At 39.8% G+C, this 17964-nt stretch carries 11 protein-coding genes and 2 pseudogenes; 5 read left to right on the top strand and 8 right to left on the bottom strand.

Translation table 11 applies throughout. The features are described 5' to 3' along the window. Positions 1–920 precede the first annotated feature (920 nt). From ACM0OS_RS02190 to ACM0OS_RS02175, 4 genes and pseudogenes are all read left to right on the top strand, one after another. Positions 921–2432 (top strand): dolichyl-phosphate-mannose--protein mannosyltransferase, encoded by a 1512-nt coding sequence (locus tag ACM0OS_RS02190; RefSeq protein ID WP_414541513.1) that lies wholly within the window; start codon positions 921–923, stop codon positions 2430–2432. 514 nt (positions 2433–2946) lie between these two features. Further along, positions 2947–4186, top strand: a pseudogene (locus ACM0OS_RS02185) (ATP-binding protein). Beyond that, complete coding sequence (locus ACM0OS_RS02180) at positions 4134–4580, top strand: response regulator (protein WP_414541512.1); 447 nt, start codon at positions 4134–4136, stop codon at positions 4578–4580. Before ACM0OS_RS02185 ends, ACM0OS_RS02180 begins: the two are co-directional and overlap by 53 nt. Before the next feature lie 63 nt (positions 4581–4643). Further along, a pseudogene (locus ACM0OS_RS02175) lies at positions 4644–5876 on the top strand (ATP-binding protein); the annotation flags it as partial. Positions 5877–6041: 165 nt separating this feature from the next. Here the strand turns inward: ACM0OS_RS02175 and ACM0OS_RS02170 are convergent. The 8 genes from ACM0OS_RS02170 to ACM0OS_RS02135 form a co-directional block, all read right to left on the bottom strand. Continuing rightward, on the bottom strand, positions 6042–7403 hold the full coding sequence (locus tag ACM0OS_RS02170; RefSeq protein ID WP_414541511.1) for an NAD(P)/FAD-dependent oxidoreductase: 1362 nt from the start codon (positions 7401–7403) through the stop codon (positions 6042–6044). Positions 7404–7634: 231 nt separating this feature from the next. Continuing rightward, entirely contained in the window at positions 7635–8996 is a 1362-nt protein-coding gene (locus ACM0OS_RS02165; protein ID WP_414541510.1) for an NAD(P)/FAD-dependent oxidoreductase, read from the bottom strand. A 158-nt stretch (positions 8997–9154) separates the two neighbouring features. Then, positions 9155–9331, bottom strand: coding sequence for a hypothetical protein (locus ACM0OS_RS02160; protein ID WP_414541509.1), 177 nt, complete (start codon positions 9329–9331; stop codon positions 9155–9157). A gap of 143 nt (positions 9332–9474) precedes the next feature. Continuing rightward, positions 9475–10449, bottom strand: a complete 975-nt coding sequence (locus tag ACM0OS_RS02155) for a glycosyltransferase (RefSeq protein WP_414541508.1) — start codon at positions 10447–10449, stop codon at positions 9475–9477. A gap of 753 nt (positions 10450–11202) precedes the next feature. Continuing rightward, entirely contained in the window at positions 11203–12480 is a 1278-nt protein-coding gene (locus ACM0OS_RS02150) for an ABC transporter ATP-binding protein (RefSeq protein WP_414541507.1), read from the bottom strand. Positions 12481–12483: 3 nt separating this feature from the next. Next, positions 12484–13356 carry an ABC transporter permease gene (locus ACM0OS_RS02145; RefSeq protein WP_414541506.1) on the bottom strand — a complete coding sequence of 291 codons (873 nt, stop codon included), beginning with the start codon at positions 13354–13356 and terminating at the stop codon, positions 12484–12486. Positions 13357–13542: 186 nt separating this feature from the next. After that, entirely contained in the window at positions 13543–14601 is a 1059-nt protein-coding gene (locus ACM0OS_RS02140) for a glycosyltransferase family 2 protein (RefSeq protein ID WP_414541505.1), read from the bottom strand. A 126-nt stretch (positions 14602–14727) separates the two neighbouring features. Beyond that, positions 14728–16017, bottom strand: a complete 1290-nt coding sequence (locus tag ACM0OS_RS02135; RefSeq protein ID WP_414541504.1) for a glycosyltransferase — start codon at positions 16015–16017, stop codon at positions 14728–14730. 385 nt (positions 16018–16402) lie between these two features. Between ACM0OS_RS02135 and ACM0OS_RS02130 the strand changes: the two genes are divergently transcribed. Then, complete coding sequence (locus ACM0OS_RS02130) at positions 16403–17953, top strand: NAD(P)/FAD-dependent oxidoreductase (protein ID WP_414541503.1); 1551 nt, start codon at positions 16403–16405, stop codon at positions 17951–17953. The last annotated feature ends 11 nt before the right edge of the window (positions 17954–17964 follow it).

Here is a 17964-nt window from a genome sequence, read left to right as displayed (position 1 = left end):
CGGCAACTGAATTTTTTTATGTAAAGATATATGAAATATTTATGCTCCTGTAAGTCAGCGAAAAGAGCAGAGGGAGACGGGATCGGCTGTTTCATTGGCTAAGTTAAGAATTTTGTCAAGAGTCGCAGCCAGAAATTTTAGGGAGTCGGTAATGGAAAAATTACTACTTCAACGAGTAAATTTTAAGTGCGTTAGCGATGCCTTCGACAAAGCTTCGCCTGGCTCATGAGCAAATAAAATTTTGGAGTTACCTGATTCTTAGGTTGATCCGCTGGTAAATTAAGTACACAAAGCACTTCCCTATTTAAAATCTAAAATTGAATCAGGCCAACAAACCAGTATTATAAGAAAAACGCTGAAAACACCTGAGAAACAGCAACATTGTGGCGTTTTTCGGACTTTAGGCAGGTGATGAAAGCTAGCTGCACCCTTGAGGGTGTTTTGATGTTAAACTGATTTGAACAGGAAGGGTAATCAACCTGTATAAAAACCCGATGTTGCCGGAAGGCTCTACGCTGCACCTTGACAATTGAAAATATGGGGTTCTATTCCATAGTTCTAGCTCAATACCAGGAATAGGTAAAATTTTCATGGAGACTAGACGACCAGTATTTAAAGCCTCGACTCCGCTCGAGTTTAACCCTGAGTGTTCGCGTAGCGTGTCCGAAGGACTTAGTCGAAAGGTTAACTCAAACAAATTTTGGAGTCATCCAACTACGGTAGGGCATACCGAAAGTTAACGCTTGAGGAGAGAACCACCTCTGGGTGAGATACCGCAAGGGGTTTCATCTAAGTGGACTCGTTGAATCAAGAATCTCCGTGGCTTTAGCCCGGAGAGTGTCAAGAACTCGGACTGCTCCTGTTCCTCATAAACGCACCTGAAATAATATAAGGACGGGAGACTATTTGACTATTGACAAATGACTAAAAAGTGGTTCCAAATTGGGTTATTAGGTGTATTTTTCCTATCAATAGCCCTCAGGTTTTGGGGATTAGAGCGATTTAACACCTTAGTATTTGATGAAGTTTACTTTGCCCAATTTGGGAATAACTATCTCACTAATACACCATTTTTTAATGTCCATCCGCCTTTGAGTCAATATATTATTGGCATTGGCATGTGGATTGGCAGTCATCTTCCGTTGGCACAAGATACGGTAAATTATCTCACAGGTTCATGGCGATCGCCTGTGAGTTATCGTTGGCTAAATGCCCTCACTGGCTCTTTTATTCCTGTAGTTGTGGCTTTGATGGCCTATCAATTGAGTCGCCGTGGTGGTTTTGCTTTATTGGCAGGTTTATTTACAGCTTGTGATGGTTTATTTCTGGTAGAGTCTCGTTATGCTTTAAACAATATTTATATAGTTATTTTTGGTTTACTAGGACAGTGGTTTTTATTATTAGCATTAGATAACCAAAAGCAACGCCGTTCTTTTTGGTTAGTTCTCGCTGGAATTAATTTTGGTGCGTCAGTTGCTACTAAATGGAATGGCTTATGGTTTTTGTTCGGTGCTTATCTTATTTGGGTAGCAGCTCATTTAATTCAAGGGATGCAGTGTCTTCCTCATACCCAAATTCTGAAACAAGGCACAACTTTTTTCAGTCAGTGGTATCGTCAGTGGAAAGATAGCCAAAAAATCACCCCAAAAGTTGCAGTTCAGACACCTCTGCAAAATCTGACACAGCTAAATATTTTCCAGATGCTGGTTTATTTAGGAATTATCCCTGCATTAACTTACAGTGTTATTTGGATTCCCCATCTCCAGCTAGATAAAAGATTCGGGTTTATCAAAGTACATCAAGAAATTCTGAAGTATCATCTCCATTTGGGTGGTAATAGTCCTGATGTGCATCCTTATTGTGCTGCTTGGTATAAGTGGCCTTTAATGACTCGACCGATGGCATATTATTACCAAACGGCTCAAAGTGTGAATGATCCTGTATCTTTTTTGGGGCCACCTTTGCCGACTGGAACAGGGAAAGTTATCTATAGTGTACACGCAATGGGCAATCCATTTTTATGGTGGTTTGGTGTCGCCGCCATGTTGTTTTTAATCGGGATGCTGGTGTTACAAGTTGTGATTCCTTGGTTCCAGCAAAAGCATTTTTATGTCCCGAAAAATCGGATTGTTGATTTTTGGATTGCTTTATTTTTGATTTTAAATTATGCCGCCAACTTACTACCTTGGGTAAAAGTTACAAGATGTGTTTTTATGTATCACTATATGTGTGCAGTGGTATTTATATTTTTAGCGATCGCCTGGTTTGTAGATCAGTGTCTTCGCAGTTATTACCGCCAAATCCGCGCAGTAGGTGTGAGTATTACATTTGTGATTGTGGCAGCTTTTATTTTTTGGATGCCCATATATCTGGGTTTACCTCTATCCCCTTTCGGTTATAGACTGCGGCTTTGGTTCAACTCTTGGATTTAACGCTTGATTGTGGTTTTTTTCCGTGATTGACCAATCAAAAATATCCAAAAATTTCTTGTGGTGCGGGCATCTTACCCGCTAATCACCAACGGAGTAAATATTAATTATAATCACTTAACATAGATATACATTGACTGATTTAGTTAATCACCAAATTTTTTACATTACTTATATATATATCCATGTACGGACTGTTAAACTGTAAAACGCAAAGCAGTTTAGGAAATTACTGCAAAACAAGACTAAGGAGTCAAAGTTTATTCGTCTAAAGAATCCTAATTCGGGCAGGGATAGCATCATTAGACTGAAATTTAAGAATGCTGAATTAAGTAAAGTAGCGAGTTTTGAAATTTACCAATTTTTATTTATTACCATTAGTCTTAGATAATTTACTTGTTGCTGTACACAGAAAAAATATAACGTAATCACATCTAGGTAGTGCTGCCACCCGAATAGGGATAAAAACCTAACTGCTCTACTTTGGATGCTCCCAGACAATTATGGAGGATCTTTAATGAGTCTCGAATTAGAATTGCCAGGTATTAATGTAAATAGCTTAAAAGAAGCGCCAATTCATCTTTTTAGACAAATTCAACCTCACGGAGTGCTTTTAGTCTTAGAGGAACCTGATTTAAAAATATTACAAATTAGTGATAATACTGGGAAGATTTTCGGCATCACTCCAGAAAATATTTTACAGCAGAAACTAGAAGATTTACTCGACCCCTTCCAAATTGAAAGAATTAAGGCAGGTATATCAGAAGGTAATCTGGAATTTATTAATCCCACAAAAATTTGGGTGAGAAAAAAAGGTGATGATTACGCAGTATTTGATGCCGTATTTCACCGCAATTCCGAAGGATTTTTGATTTTAGAGTTAGAACCTGCGGTTTCTCGAGAAAACATCCCCTTTTTGAGCTTTTATCATCTAGCCAAAGCTTCCATTAACCAATTAGAAAAAACGGTAAACTTGCATGATTTTTGCCAAATAATTGTCCAGGAAGTGCGGAAAGTCACCGGATTTGATCGGGTGATGCTATATAAATTTGATGATGATGGACATGGTTCTGTTATCGCCGAAGAAAAACTGGCAGAAATGGAACCTTATTTGGGATTGCATTATCCTGAATCGGATATTCCCAAACCAGCGAGAAAATTATTCGTTGCCAATTCCATCAGAATTATTCCTGATTCTCATAGCGAGGCAGTACAAATTATACCAGCCCTCAATCCCCTGAGCGATCGCCTTTCAACTCACCGAAGTAGAAACGCCTTTAGAACGGGCCTTGAGCAATTTACGCCAACGAATTTTAGAAACTGGGGCCACAGTTACCCACGACCCCTTACCCACTGTCATGGCTGGTAGTACCCAACTCATGCAGTTATTTCAGAACTTGATAGCCAACGCCATCAAATTCCGCAGCGATGAACCACCACAAATCCATATAGGTGCAGAAAGGTTAGAAGATGAGTGGTTATTCTGGGTAAAAGATAACGGTATTGGCCTTGACCCGCAGTTTAGCGATCGCATTTTTGTGATTTTTCAACGCTTGCACACGCGCGATGAATATCCCGGTACAGGGATGGGTTTAGCTATCTGCAAAAAGATCATTGAGTGCCATCGGGGCCGGATCTGGGTAGAATCACAACTTGGTGAAGGTGCAACTTTCTACTTTACGATTCCAGTCGGAGGACGTGACCTTGAGCGTAGAAACGGAAGAAAAACACAAAACCATCTTTTTGGTGGAAGATAATAAAGCCGATGTTCGCCTCATTCAAGAAGCCTTGAAAAATAGCTCAGTGCCACACCAAGTGGTAACAGTTAGAGATGGCATGGATGCGATGGCTTATTTACGTCAGGAGGGTGAGTATGCTAATTCACCCCGTCCTGACCTGATTTTGTTGGATTTGAATTTGCCTAAAAAAGATGGTCGAGAGGTGCTAGCAGAAATTAAAGCTGACCCCGCATTGAAACGCATTCCCGTAGTAGTGCTGACTACTTCTAGAAATGAAGATGATATTTTTCACAGCTACGACTTGTATGTGAACTGCTACATAACTAAATCCCGCAATCTCAGCCAACTATTTCAAATCGTCAAAGGAATTGAAGATTTTTGGTTGTCTACTGTCACCTTACCAGTGGATTAAAAGATGAGGGAAATTCAGTACTCAGCACTTTCGAGATCGAGGGGGAATAGGGGGTGAAACTAGATGATGACGGTTGCAAGCGACTTAGTAAAAATTTTGTTAATTGAGGACAACTTAGCAGAAGCTAGATTGTTACAGGAATTTTTGCGCCAGGCCGAGTTTAAAGAATTTAGTCTCGTTCATGTGAAGCGATTACGCGAAGCCCTCAACGAATTAAATCAGAGCAGCTACGATGTGATTTTGTTGGATCTCACCCTACCTGACAGCCAAGGCTTATCATCCCTACCATTACTGATGAGTCATGCTCCCACTGTCCCCATTGTGGTACTGACAAATACCAACGATGAAGACTTGGCTATTGAAGCAGTGCGTCAGGGAGCGCAAGATTATTTAGCTTGAACAGCAAGAAGCCTCTCACTTAACACGATAGTGGAAGTGATGAGATGAATTGCGCGTGAATTGACGACAGTCTCCCGACCAATGCGACAGCGAGGAAGGGAGACACGGAGGAAACGAGCAAAATATTTTAAATTTGGTATAATGGATTTGGTTGACTTCACCCATATTGGTGTCTGATAAGCCTCTGTCCAATAGCATTGCGATTATTGGTAAGCGACTCCGTTGCACAGCATAGAAGCAAGTAGGCACATCTTGATTAATACAGATCACCTCCGGGTTTGTCCTATAGCGCGAATAAGCCAGCATCTCATCCAGGACAGTAAAATTTGTAGGGTACAAGGTAAGAAATTGCATAGTCTGCGGAGGGGCTTCTCGTGGACTTAAAACAAAGCTCAGTCAATGTCTTCATAGAAGAGTCACTGAGAAGCCTACACTGTATGCTTGCATCAGTGTAGGAGTATGTCACCAGCATTCTGTCGTCAACTAATTGATGAAGCGCAGTTAAGTACAAAACAGAAGCACTTGACTATAGAGTTTACCAGTGTTGGGGAATTGGGCGATGCACTATGGGATGAAAGCTTGCTGCGGCACATTTTGGGAAATTTACTCGGTAATGCCATTAAGTATTCCCTACTAGGTGGCAAAGTTCAATTTGATTTAATAGTTCAAGAAAAAACAGTCACTTTCCGCATTCAAGATTGGGGAATTGGCATTCCTCAACAAGATTTACCGCAACTTTTTCAGCCATTTCATCGGGCAGATAATGTTGGTGGTATTCCGGGAACTGGCTTAGGGCTAGCCATTGTGAAAAAATGTGTAGAGGCTCATGGAGGTGAGATTAGAGTTAATAGCCAAGAGGGAGTGGGGACGACTTTTACCGTAACGCTTCCTGTGATGAGAACTCAGTTGGCGTCAATCCTCAGAGGAAGAACCAAGAGGACAGTGGGAATACTTTCGGCTTGTACCACAATCTTTCTCCCACTCCCTACTCCCCAGGGCTGTTTCATTCGCTGCTGTTTGAGATTTGTCAAAAATCTCACGCAAAGACGCAAAGCAAAAATCCTAAAGCTTGACTGGCTGCTTCTTTTCTGGAGTCTGGTAAGCACTGCTATTATCAAGACTACGTGCTTCTACAAAAGCTTCTCGACCTGTAATCAATCTTGAGCGACGATTACGAGTGATATAATTCCACGCCCACTGAATTACTACTACTAATTTAGTGTCAAATTCAATTAAGAAGTAGATGTGAATTACTAGCCAAAATACCCAAGCAATGAAACCTTTGAGTTTGATTAAGCCTAAATCTACAACAGCTAAATTTTGCCCAATCATCGCCAAACTACCCACGTCGTTGTAATGAAATTGTGGCAAAGTCTGACCTTTAACGCGTTTTTGAATGAGTTTAGCTACATACTCTCCTTGTTGTTTAGCTACGGGTGCAACACCAGGTAAGGGTTGACCATTTTGATGGGAGAAGTTGGCTAAATCTCCTACTACGAAAATGTTTTTATAACCCTTGATAGTCAAGTCTGGTTCTACCATCACACGTCCGGCGTGATCGCATTCTACATCTGTAGTGTGTTCTAAGATTTTCCCCATTGTTGAAGCTTTGACACCTGCGGCCCACAAGATAGTTTTTGAGGCAATTTCTTTGATTTCACCGCCTTCCTTGAAAGTAACGATGTTATTTTCAATATTTGTGACTCTAGCTTTAGTGTGAACCTCCACACCCAACGATTCCAAAGCTTCGGCTGCTGCTTGGGATAAGTCTGGCGAAATGTATGGGAGAATGCGATCGCGCCCTTGCAATATTAAAATTTTGGTTTCTGAGGTGCTGATATTGCGGAAATCTTCGTGGAGAGTTTTGTATGCCAACTCTGCGATCGCACCTGCTAATTCTACACCGGTGGGGCCAGCACCCACAATCACAAAAGTCAACAAAGCACGGCGTTTTTCAGGATCACTTTCTTTTTCTGCGGCTTCAAAGGCGGAAAAGATTCGGCGACGTATTTCTATGGCATCTTCCACAGTTTTCAAGCCAGGAGCATATTCTTTCCATTCATCTTTACCAAAATAGGAATGGTTAGCACCTGTGGCGACAATTAATGTATCGTAAGGTATTACTTGATCATCCAAAATAACTTGTTGCGTTTTGGGATCAATATTAGTTACTTCTCCTAACAACACTCGTGTATTTTTGCTTTTTCTGAGTACAGATCGCAATGGTGAGGAAATATCAGCAGGTGATAGTGTACCTGTAGCAACTTGATATAAAAGCGGCTGAAATAGGTGAAAGTTCCGTTTATCGATGAGAGTAATATTTACATTCGCTTTAGCAAGAGTCTTGGCTGTATACAGTCCACCAAAACCACCACCGATGATGACAACCTGATGTGGTGCATTTTTTTCAACTGAAACTTCCATAATAAATATTTCCTGTGTTAAGAGCGTGTAACTATTCTTAACAAATATGTAACAAAATTATGATACTCCTTGCAGTTTGTTTTGAACTTTGATCACAATAACAAATGTTCAACCGGAGATGATATCACTCCCTCATCTGCCAAAAAGAATTGTGGAACAAGTATTTTGCCCATATCAAGCAAGATACCTATTCCACAAATAAAAGCTATTAGTAGCTATCAAGCAAACATTCTAGACATTGACTGGCAGTCTCTTTTCTGTAGTCTGGTAATGACTACTACTATTAACAGTTCTTTTTTCTAGAGAAACTTCTTGACCTGTAATCAATCTAGCGCCTCGATTGCGAGTGATATAATTCCACGCCCACTGAATCATTACTACTAATTTATTGTCAAACTCGATTAAGAAGTAGATGTGAATCACTAGCCAAGCTAACCAAGCAAAGAAACCTTTTAGCTTGATGAAACCCAAATCTACAACCGCTGAGTTTTGCCCAATCATCGCCAAACTACCCCGGTCGATGTAATTAAATTGTGGCAAAGTATGACCTTGGAGGCGTTTTTGAATAAGTGTAGCTACATATTCTCCTTCTTGTTTGGCTACGGGTGCAACACCAGGTAAAGGTTTGCCGTTTTGATGGGAGAAATTGGCTAAATCCCCAACTACAAAAATATTGTCATAACCCTTGATACTCAAGTCAGATTCTACAATCACACGTCCAGCGCGATCGCACTCTGCACCTGTACGTTCTGCTAGGACTTTACCCATTGCAGAAGCTTTGACACCGGCTGCCCATAATATAGTTTTTGAGGCAATTCCTTTGACCTCATCGCCTTGTTTGAGGGTAACAATATCATTTTCAATATTTGTTACCAAAGTTTTAGTCTGGACTACAACACCCAACTTTTCCAAGGATGCTGCTGCTGCTTGGGATAACTCTGGCGCAAAAGGTGGCAGGATACGATCCATACCTTCTAACAGTAAAACTTTGGCTTCGCCAGTGTCGATGTCGCGGAAATCTTCTTTGAGGGTTTGGTATGCCAACTCTGCGATCGCACCTGCCAATTCTACCCCTGTAGGGCCACCACCCACAACCACAAAGGTCAACAAGGCACGACGTTTTTCGGGATCAGTTTCTTGTTCTGCGGCTTCAAATGCCGTAAATATCCGGCGACGCATTTCTATGGCATCTTCTACGGTTTTCAAGCCAGGAGCAAATTCTTCCCAGTTATCCTTACCAAAATAGGAATGCTTGGCACCTGTGGCAACAATTAATGTATCGTAAGGTACTACTTTGTCATCCAAAATTACTTGTTGTGCTTCTGGATTAATATCATTTACTTCTCCCAGCAACACCTTTGTATTCTTGCTTTTGCTGAGTACAGATCGCAATGGTGAGGAAATATCAGCAGGTGATAGAGTACCTGTGGCAACTTGATATAACAGCGGTTGGAATAAATGAAAGTTACGTTTATCGATGAGAGTAACCTTTACATTTGTCTTAGCAAGTGCCTTTGCAGCATACAGTCCACCAAAGCCACCACCAACAATCACAACTTGATGTGGTGGGTTATTCTCGAGTGAATCTACCATAAAAATATTTCCTTGTGTTACGGGGGTTGTAACTCTTCTTAACAATTATGTATCAAACTTATCATATATTTTTCTGTTTATTCTGAACATATGAAAAAATAGTTAAAGTAATCAAAGTTACTTATCGGTCATTCCCCATCTCCCCATCTTCTCATTCCCTACTCCCTACTCCCCACTCCCCACTCCCTAATTACTATCTGTTGCTGTATTACTTGACCAATAGGGGCTGGTTTCATGTCCCGGTAGTCCAGCAATTGTACTAAGATGAGGTAGGCGATCGCTAAGAGAATAGAAATTGCGCCTGTAACAATTGCAACTATTTTCGAGCGGTTCATCAGTATTTTCTTCCTTGCAGGTTATTGTGATGTGTCTATTCCACATTGCCACAAGACAACCGAATATACAAAATTGAAATTAATATCCTGAATCTCCCCCAACTTAAACAATGTTTATTTCATATAGGAATAGTATGAATACACTATGATGTCATACCAAGTTTTCCTGAAGTAAAAAATTGTTTGATAAATAAGACACCACAGGCAATTCTTTCAGTTTGTCGAAAACCAAAAAGATTTTGTACAAACTTATATACTGGTCTTTTACTATTGGCTTTAAACTCTGGAAACAGATTTAAAGCTTCTTCTAAAAAAAATAAATATTGTGAATAATCTATAAATAAAGACTCTCTGGCAAGGTCAAAATATGATTTAGCTAAAGCATGACGATACTTTAAAGAAAGCTGGTTTCTATGCAAGAGTTTTTGCTCTACTTTACTTAATACTAAATAGTGACACTTTAACCAACGACTCTTAGACGAAGTAGACACTGTGACTGCACCATGTCTCCTATAAATTGCATAGCAACCAGGTTGATACACAACTTTAGCTTGATTCATTACCACTGAGATGAAAAAATCCCTGTCTTGAGCAGCAGTTAAAGTTTCATCCCAACCGCCACTTTTTTCTACTGCGGTTCTTTTATAGAGTAAAGCAGCGAGAGCTACCCACCAATTAGCTAATAGAGAAGCCAAAATATCTGTTTGTGATTCAGAAATTTCTATATTGTCTAGGAAACTAGAACCATCAGACAAATGGCGCTGATGTCTCCAGTCGCCGTATACCACATCTGCTGCTGTTTGCTCAAGAAAACTGACTTGTCTGGCAATTTTTTCAGGCAAAATATAATCATCTGCATCCAAGTACTGAATATACTCTCCTCTAGACAAATCAAATCCTCTATTTCTGGCATAATTGCCGCCTTTGTGGGGCGAAGTTTCCCAAATAATTTTATCTTTGTAACGTTTGATAATTTCTAAAGAATTGTCTGTAGAGCCATCATCAATGACAATGATTTCGATAGCTGAATAGGTTTGTTGTAAACAACTATCGATTGCTTCGGCTATCCATTTTTCTGCATTACAGCAGGGGATGATGACTGAAACTAGGTTTGACATCTGTTTTCCTCAGTATTATCCAGCAATTAATCCTAGTCAAAGGATTTTATTTTCATCAGGACTTACGTAACCAACCATGTATTTTCGTCATTGCGACCGTAGGGAAGCAATCTCAAAGCCTTCATTTTCGTAGCGAATGCGTAATTCCTATTCATATTGAATGCACTTAAATAGATAGAGATAAATACAATAAACTATGAATGCAGGACTTTAGCTATTATATTTTCATATAAATTTTGTATCTTGTACCAGCTTGTTAGTCCGCCCATAAATTTATTCTTTGACTAACTAGGTAGACCTAATTAATAAAATAATCTTTTATTCGTAGTGAGCGATTTATCGCTCTCTTACCAAATTTTCAAGGTCTAGAGCCGCTGAATAAGTAAGTCGGCGAGAAGAAATAAAACTATGTTAAGCAACGTAAAATAATTGAAATTCATTTCGTAATAAGGGCTACCCTACGGGTTCTGCGAAGCAGTACAGCCTTTATTTGAGGACTAAAGTCCTCACCCTACGGGTGATGCCTCCGGCACGCTGACGCGAACGTTAGTCGCTCATGGGGGAAACCCCCAAGACCGCGCTAACTCACTACAAACCTTTAATTATTTACGCGCCCAAAATACAAGCCTTGTGACTATTAACTTTCGCCTTGATGTACTAGCGATGTTAATACCAATTCTAGTCTCTTGAGGAACCTGAAGCATACCCTGTTTCACCTACAAAGTGGGTGTAAACCATAGTTCACTGTTAGACTCAATTTTGAATAACTTTCCAGGTTCGTGGTTGATAAAATAAACACCGACTTGTATTTTTATTGGCTTTTACAGTGAAGCGAAAAGACTCGATTATATCAAATGTCTGTACGTCTTTTCTGACATAAATTTTAGCACTATATACACCTGGAACTAATCCGCAATAAGGCATAGACATTTGGATTTCTAGTTTTCCAGGCGATATTTTTAAAAGCTCGTTATCGCTGTTAGCTGTCAGATATAAAACTAGATCATTTTCGCCTGATAAAGCAGTAATTAACACACCCAAATTGGCATTTTCAATAGATTGATAAGCTTTACATTCTACGGATAAGTAAGCAGGCTCACCAGTCATGAGTGTAGGCAAAATATTACCTGCTGTATCTTTAAAAGCCAGAGAGACAATATCTAATCCCATACTCTCATTTCTAGGTTTTTCTGGGAAAACCATTGCCCCTAAAGCATTTCCTAACCCACTTAAAGATAAATCTTCTTCGTATTTACGAACAACTATTTCTGTTTCATCGGCTAAAATCAACTTACCTTTGGATAAATAAATTGAATTATTACAGATATTTAAAATTGAATGAGCATTATGGGAAACCAAGATGAAAGCTGTGCCTTTTTCTCGCAGCTTTGCTAACATCCGGTGGCATTTCATTCTAAATTTAATATCCCCTACTGCCAGGACTTCATCAATTACTAATATATCTGGTTCTATATGCACCGCACAAGCAAATCCCAAGCGGGCTGCCATGCCAGAACTATAAGTTTGTACAGGTGAATCAATGGCATCAGCAATTTCTGCAAAATCAATTACATCTTGAAATCTTGCTTCTATTTCTTTAGTAGATAAACCTAAAATTGACATATTGGCATAAATATTTTCTCTCCCTGTAAGAATAGGATTAAACCCGGCTCCTAGTGCAATCAATGGGGCTACTCTACCTTTAACTTCAACTCTGCCAGTATCTGGTTTAATCAAACCACTAATAATACGTAGGAGCGTACTTTTGCCGGCTCCATTTGACCCTACTAAACCTAAAGCTTCTCCTCGCCGCAGTTGAAAGCTAACATCTTTCAGGGCCCAAAATTCTTTTGGACGTAGAGTATCACTTTTTCTATTAGCTCCTAATAATTCTATGGCAATATCCTGGACACCATACATTAAAGATTTTTTGAGGTTTCTACAGAATTTTTTGGAGACGTTTTCAACAGAAACAACTACTTCGCTATTGTCAGGGTAAACAGCAATTTCTTTGGTAATTAAATTAGTCATTATTTAGGAACTCACTCTCTCAACCACAAAAGGCATAGCAAGACGGAATGTAATCCAGGTTAGCAGTAGTCCTACTAAAGTAATCATACTGACTAGCCAAAATCCAACAGGTTCAGATACTATTCCTGTGGTGGCTAACTCTCTGGTAGTTACTAGTAAGGGAGTGACGGGATTAAGTTGTACTAACAAACCAAAGGTTCCTTCTGTAGGAACTGGATAAACGACAGGAGTTAGGAACAGCCAAAAACCTGTAATTAACGTTAGTCCTTTCGATACGTCTTGATACAGTACTCCTAACGGCGCTAATAAAATGCCGATAAATGTTCCCAGCAAAACTAAATGAATTAATGGCACTGGAGTTAACAGCACTGTCCAGCCTACGGGAATGCGAAACCAGATAAACAATGCCACAATTAAAATTAGCTTGATGGCAAAGTTAAAAAACACTTCACCTATTTTTGCTAATATAAGTGCCTCGCGGGGAAAGTTAACTCTGGCTAACATGGGTTTGGCTACAGTCACTGCTTGCACTGGCCCATTTAAGGCTTCAACAAATGTTTGCCACAAGGCAGTGCTAAACATAACATAAGCGGGATACGGTAAATCAGTAGCGCCAATACTAATCACGTTGGCATTACTAGCAAGGGTAAAACCAACAGCCATGACGATTGGCGGTAAAAAAGCCCAGGCGATGCCTAAAAATGATTGACGATATTGGGCGCTAATATCCCTTACCATTAGTCGCCAAGCAAGTTCACGAGAGGCTAGCAAGTCTCGCCACATTTGTCGAAACAATGTCAGCGGATGTCTCAGTGTACTTTCTGGTGTATGTACGACCTTATTTAACTGAGAATTACGTCTTTGATGTTGCTTCAAAACTGTTTACCTTTGGCCAAGAGATTGCAAATGTCAATTGTCTGAAAGAGAGGCTAGTACCGCAAGGCGGAAGTCAAAAGTCAAAAGTCAAAAAGCTTATTTTATAGGCTTTTCATTGATTTCAACTGGTCTGTTTATTTACGCCGACTTGTAGTAGAGTAATTTTTAGCCTCTAGTCCCTAGTCTCTAGTTCGCACCTACAGACTCACCCTGCTTGATATTTTGCTTTTGCATGACACTGGGTAAGTGTTTTTGAGCGTAGCGGTTGGTGACAAAACGATTGACTACTTTGTCTACAGAACCCAGAATTTTGTTAGCTAGGCGAGAATTAATTTTACCAATGAGGAGTTTACGGGACAAAGGTTTAATAATGGTCATGTGTCGCCGCCATCCCAAACGATTGTATTTATTTTTGAAGTACTGATCTTCGGTGATATCCCACTTTTCCCGTAGGCGTTGTAGACTCTCTATTTCCCAAGCATCACTCCAACGCAGCATGTAGTAAGGTATGTCTGTCAACTCTAGTTGCACACCTGGGACATAAGTCATGAGCGATGCTGGTTCTAGGTAGACTGTACCGCCTGCTTGAGCTACCAAGATGCAAAAATCAACGTGTTCTTTGGTGTTCAGCAGTTTTTCGTCTAACAGCCCAATTTGCTGAAATATCTCTGTGCGTACCATCATGCAATGGAACTCTGCTAGTCCGGTTTCTTGTCGTTGTAGCTGGGGAAGTACATCTGCAACTTTCCGACCTTGTTTATAAATTTTTTCAATTATCCGCCGTCTTGTGGTTTCTCCTTTGGTTTCTACTGCTACGCCAGATTCTCCGCCTGCACAATGTACTTCTGTGTGTAGTGGTAGATGTTGACAGATTAAGGGACTAACTACTGTGGCTCCTGTTTCTTCGGCACATTCAACCAAAGGCTTTAACCAACCAGGGGTAACGACGACATCGTTATCGATGAACACGACGTATTTGCTTGTAACTTGTTGTAGTCCTATATTTCTGGCGTGGTTTGGGGCGAGATAATAATCCGTGCGAATTAGTTGAAATTGCTTTTGTTCGGCCTGTTTGGCTAAATAATCTTTGATGTGACGTGGGGAACCGCCATCAACATAAATTAATTTAAAGGGATATTCAGTATGTTCATAAATGCTTTCTAGGGATTCACTGGTATAGCTGAAACGTTCCCGTGGGGATACAACAATTGTAACTTCTGGGGTGGCGATCGCTTGTGAGTTCATGGCGTAATTTCAATCAATAAATGTAGTTTTGAATGTCCGGAATAAGTAAAGAAATTGTCAAATTCTAGATTTTGTTAGTAGCTTGATATGTCTATATTGGCTCCTGGCAATTTAATGATAATTTTCTTATATATTTTCATAATTCATATTGACTAGTGGAGTTAATTCTGTAGTTGAAGAATATAAATTATGTGTCATTATCTGCTGATAAATTTCAACTAGCCTATCGTTTAACTTATGCAGATCGTAATGTGTTTCTACATAAGCACGACCTGCTTTACCCATTTTTGCCCAAATTTCTGGATGCTCTATTAGATAACTTAATTTCTCAGCTATGGCATCAGTATCTCGTTCTGGTACAAGGAAGCCAGAGACACCATCTTTCACTAATTCAGGTATACCACCGTGGCGAGTAGCTATTACTGGTAACCCCATAATCATGGCTTCTTTTAAAGTATTCACTGGGGCATCTTGGTTGCCATCTTTAGCTGTAATGCTGGGGGCGATAAAAATATCCGAACTATCAATAATTTCCACAATCTCTGGCTGTGTTTTCCACCCCACAAGCTGTACTTTATCACCAATATCCAGGGAATCAATTAGCTGCTGTAATTCTGGTTGTAATATGCCATCACCAATGATTTTATACTCGATATTTTGGTGAACTTTGGATACTTTGGCAACGGCTTGAATAGCATATTCAATGCCTTTTTTTTCTACAAGCCGACCAGTGGTGGTAATCCTAATCTTACCATCGGGACGGGGCTGTCTGACTTTAAATGGAAACAAACTACTATCTATACCTGAACCATGAACAACGATTTTTCGCGGATCACAACCTAGTTTAATGGCTTTGCGCTGGAAATATTCACAGTTGGCAAGAAAAAAATCTCCTTTCGCAAATAGGGGTTCATAAACATCTTCTCCTTTTTCTTGAACAAAGCAGCTGATATCGTAGCCGCGAAACGTAGTAATCAACTTGCCTTTGATCGCCCCAAGTTCACGCAAAACCATTCCTTCCAAACCGTTAGTCCCAAACTGACAGTGGATAATATCATATGGTTGGGCGGCTAATGACCTAACAACTGAGTACAATAACCGTAAAGAAATGGCTTCTCTACCATATTGGAAAAAATTGAGCGATCGCAGTATCACTAAAGGAGCTTGGAAAAAATTCGCCAGGATTAATTTGATGCCTTTTAGGAGACGCCACAAGTAATTTCTAGGAACTTCTGTGCGATAATAAGTATGATTTAATAGGTGGTAAGTTTCTACATCTGGATGTACTTTGGCATTATTTGGTGGGATACCATAGATATCAACTTGATGCCCACGGTCAATTAATCCTATGATTTGATTTAAAATAAAAGTCTCGGATAAAATAGGAAATTTGCCGACTATAAAAGCAACTCTCATAGGAATGTGTATCCCAAAGTACAATATTTTATCTTTGGTGAAATCTATATATTTCTAACACAGATATTATGGGAAAATTTCTAGCTAGAGGAATAGTTAGAATAAGTTTTTGAATTATTTGAATTAACATAATATACACAAAGCAAGTGCATTATTTAACCCAGCCATAACTAAAATTACTAGTTGGCTAATAGCTGGTTAAGGCAACTACTAAAAAATGCCTTAATTATGAATTGATATTTGGTAAATTAACATAAAAATCTACTTAAGCATATACTAAATAAGATGAATTTTTCATGAAGATAGCAGTTTTGTAGAAAAAATAACAATTTAAATTTTGGTAAAGATAGGATTAAGATAATTAGCTCGGCAGAAATGATATCATATGTCCCCATCCCTCACTGAAGAAATTCTTTCGCAATTACCAGGCGATGCCTTGGGAGGTTTGTATCAAGGCGATCGCCTCCTGAAATCTATCAGAGAAAACACAGCACCAGTACCGACAGTAGTTAAAGAAAGTCAGCAAAATTTAGGCACTTTCGAGTGGGATGCCATTGTCTGCGGTGGCACATTAGGCATTTTAATTGGTTGCGCTTTAGCGGTGCAGGGGCGGCGAGTAGCCTTAATAGAACGAGGAATTTTGCGGGGGAGAGAACAAGAATGGAATATTTCTCGCCCAGAATTAGCAGTGTTTTTGCAATTAAACATGCTAAGTAGTGAAGAATTAGAACAGGCGATCGCAACTCAATATAACCCCGCACGCGTCAGTTTTGATGGTGGTACACAAGTGTGGGTTGAGGATGTCTTGAATATCGGCATTGATCCGGTTTACCTACTAGAGAAATTGAAAACCCGATTTCTGGCGGCTGGGGGCCAGTTGCTAGAAAACACACCTTTTACAGAAGCAATAGTTCATCCAGATGGGGTGATAGTCAATAACCAATACAAAGCAAAGTTATTAATCGATGCAATGGGGCATTTTTCACCCATCTCCCGCCAAGCACGCCAAGGTAAAAAACCAGATGCTTTGTGCTTAGTAGTGGGAAGTTGCGCCCAAGGTTTTCCCGAAAATAATTCTGGCGACTTATTGTTATCATTCACGCCTCTGCAAAATCAATGCCAGTACTTTTGGGAAGCTTTCCCCGCTAGGGATGGTAGAACCACTTACTTGTTTACCTACATGGATGCAGAACTTCAACGCTTGAGTTTAGCAGAATTATTTGCCGAGTATCTGCGGCTGCTGCCAGAATATCAAGGTGTTGAATTAAATCAATTGCAATTTCAACGAGCATTGTTTGGTTTTTTTCCTACCTACCGCCAAAGTCCCCTGAAAACCCCTTGGAATCGCATTTTGCCCGTAGGTGATAGCAGTGGTAGTCAATCTCCCTTAAGTTTTGGCGGCTTTGGGGCAATGGTGCGTCACCTGAAGCGGTTAACATATGGCATTGAAGAGGCACTACAAACCAATCAATTATCAGCCCCAAATTTAGCCCTGTTGCAACCTTATCAGCCAAATCTCACAGTAACTTGGTTATTTCAAAAGGCCATGAGTGTGGGTGTAAATCAAAAAATTGACCCTGATCAAATTAATAACTTACTCTCGGCAGTTTTTCAGGAAATGCAACAGTTAGGGACACCAGTACTTAAACCGTTTTTGCAAGATGTCGTGCAATTTTCAGCACTGACACAAACATTGTTAAGCACTGGCTTATCCCATCCGGGATTAATTGCCAAAATAATTCCCCAAGTTGGATTGGGTAGTTTACTCGATTGGATACTACATTACAGTAATTTAGGTGTTTATACTGCCTTATTTAAACTAAGTCCAATGTTAGAAACATGGATAAATCATCAATCAAGCGCACAACAATATTATTGGCATCGTTTAATTGATGCTTGGAAATATGGTTCTGGTGCTGATTATGCTGATGAATGATGGCCAAAACT

The organism is Nostoc sp. CCY0012, assembly GCF_963920855.1.
Lineage (GTDB): Bacteria > Cyanobacteriota > Cyanobacteriia > Cyanobacteriales > Nostocaceae > Cyanocohniella.
Note: the sequence above shows the minus strand (reverse complement) of the source record. Positions and strands in the feature narration are given on the sequence as shown.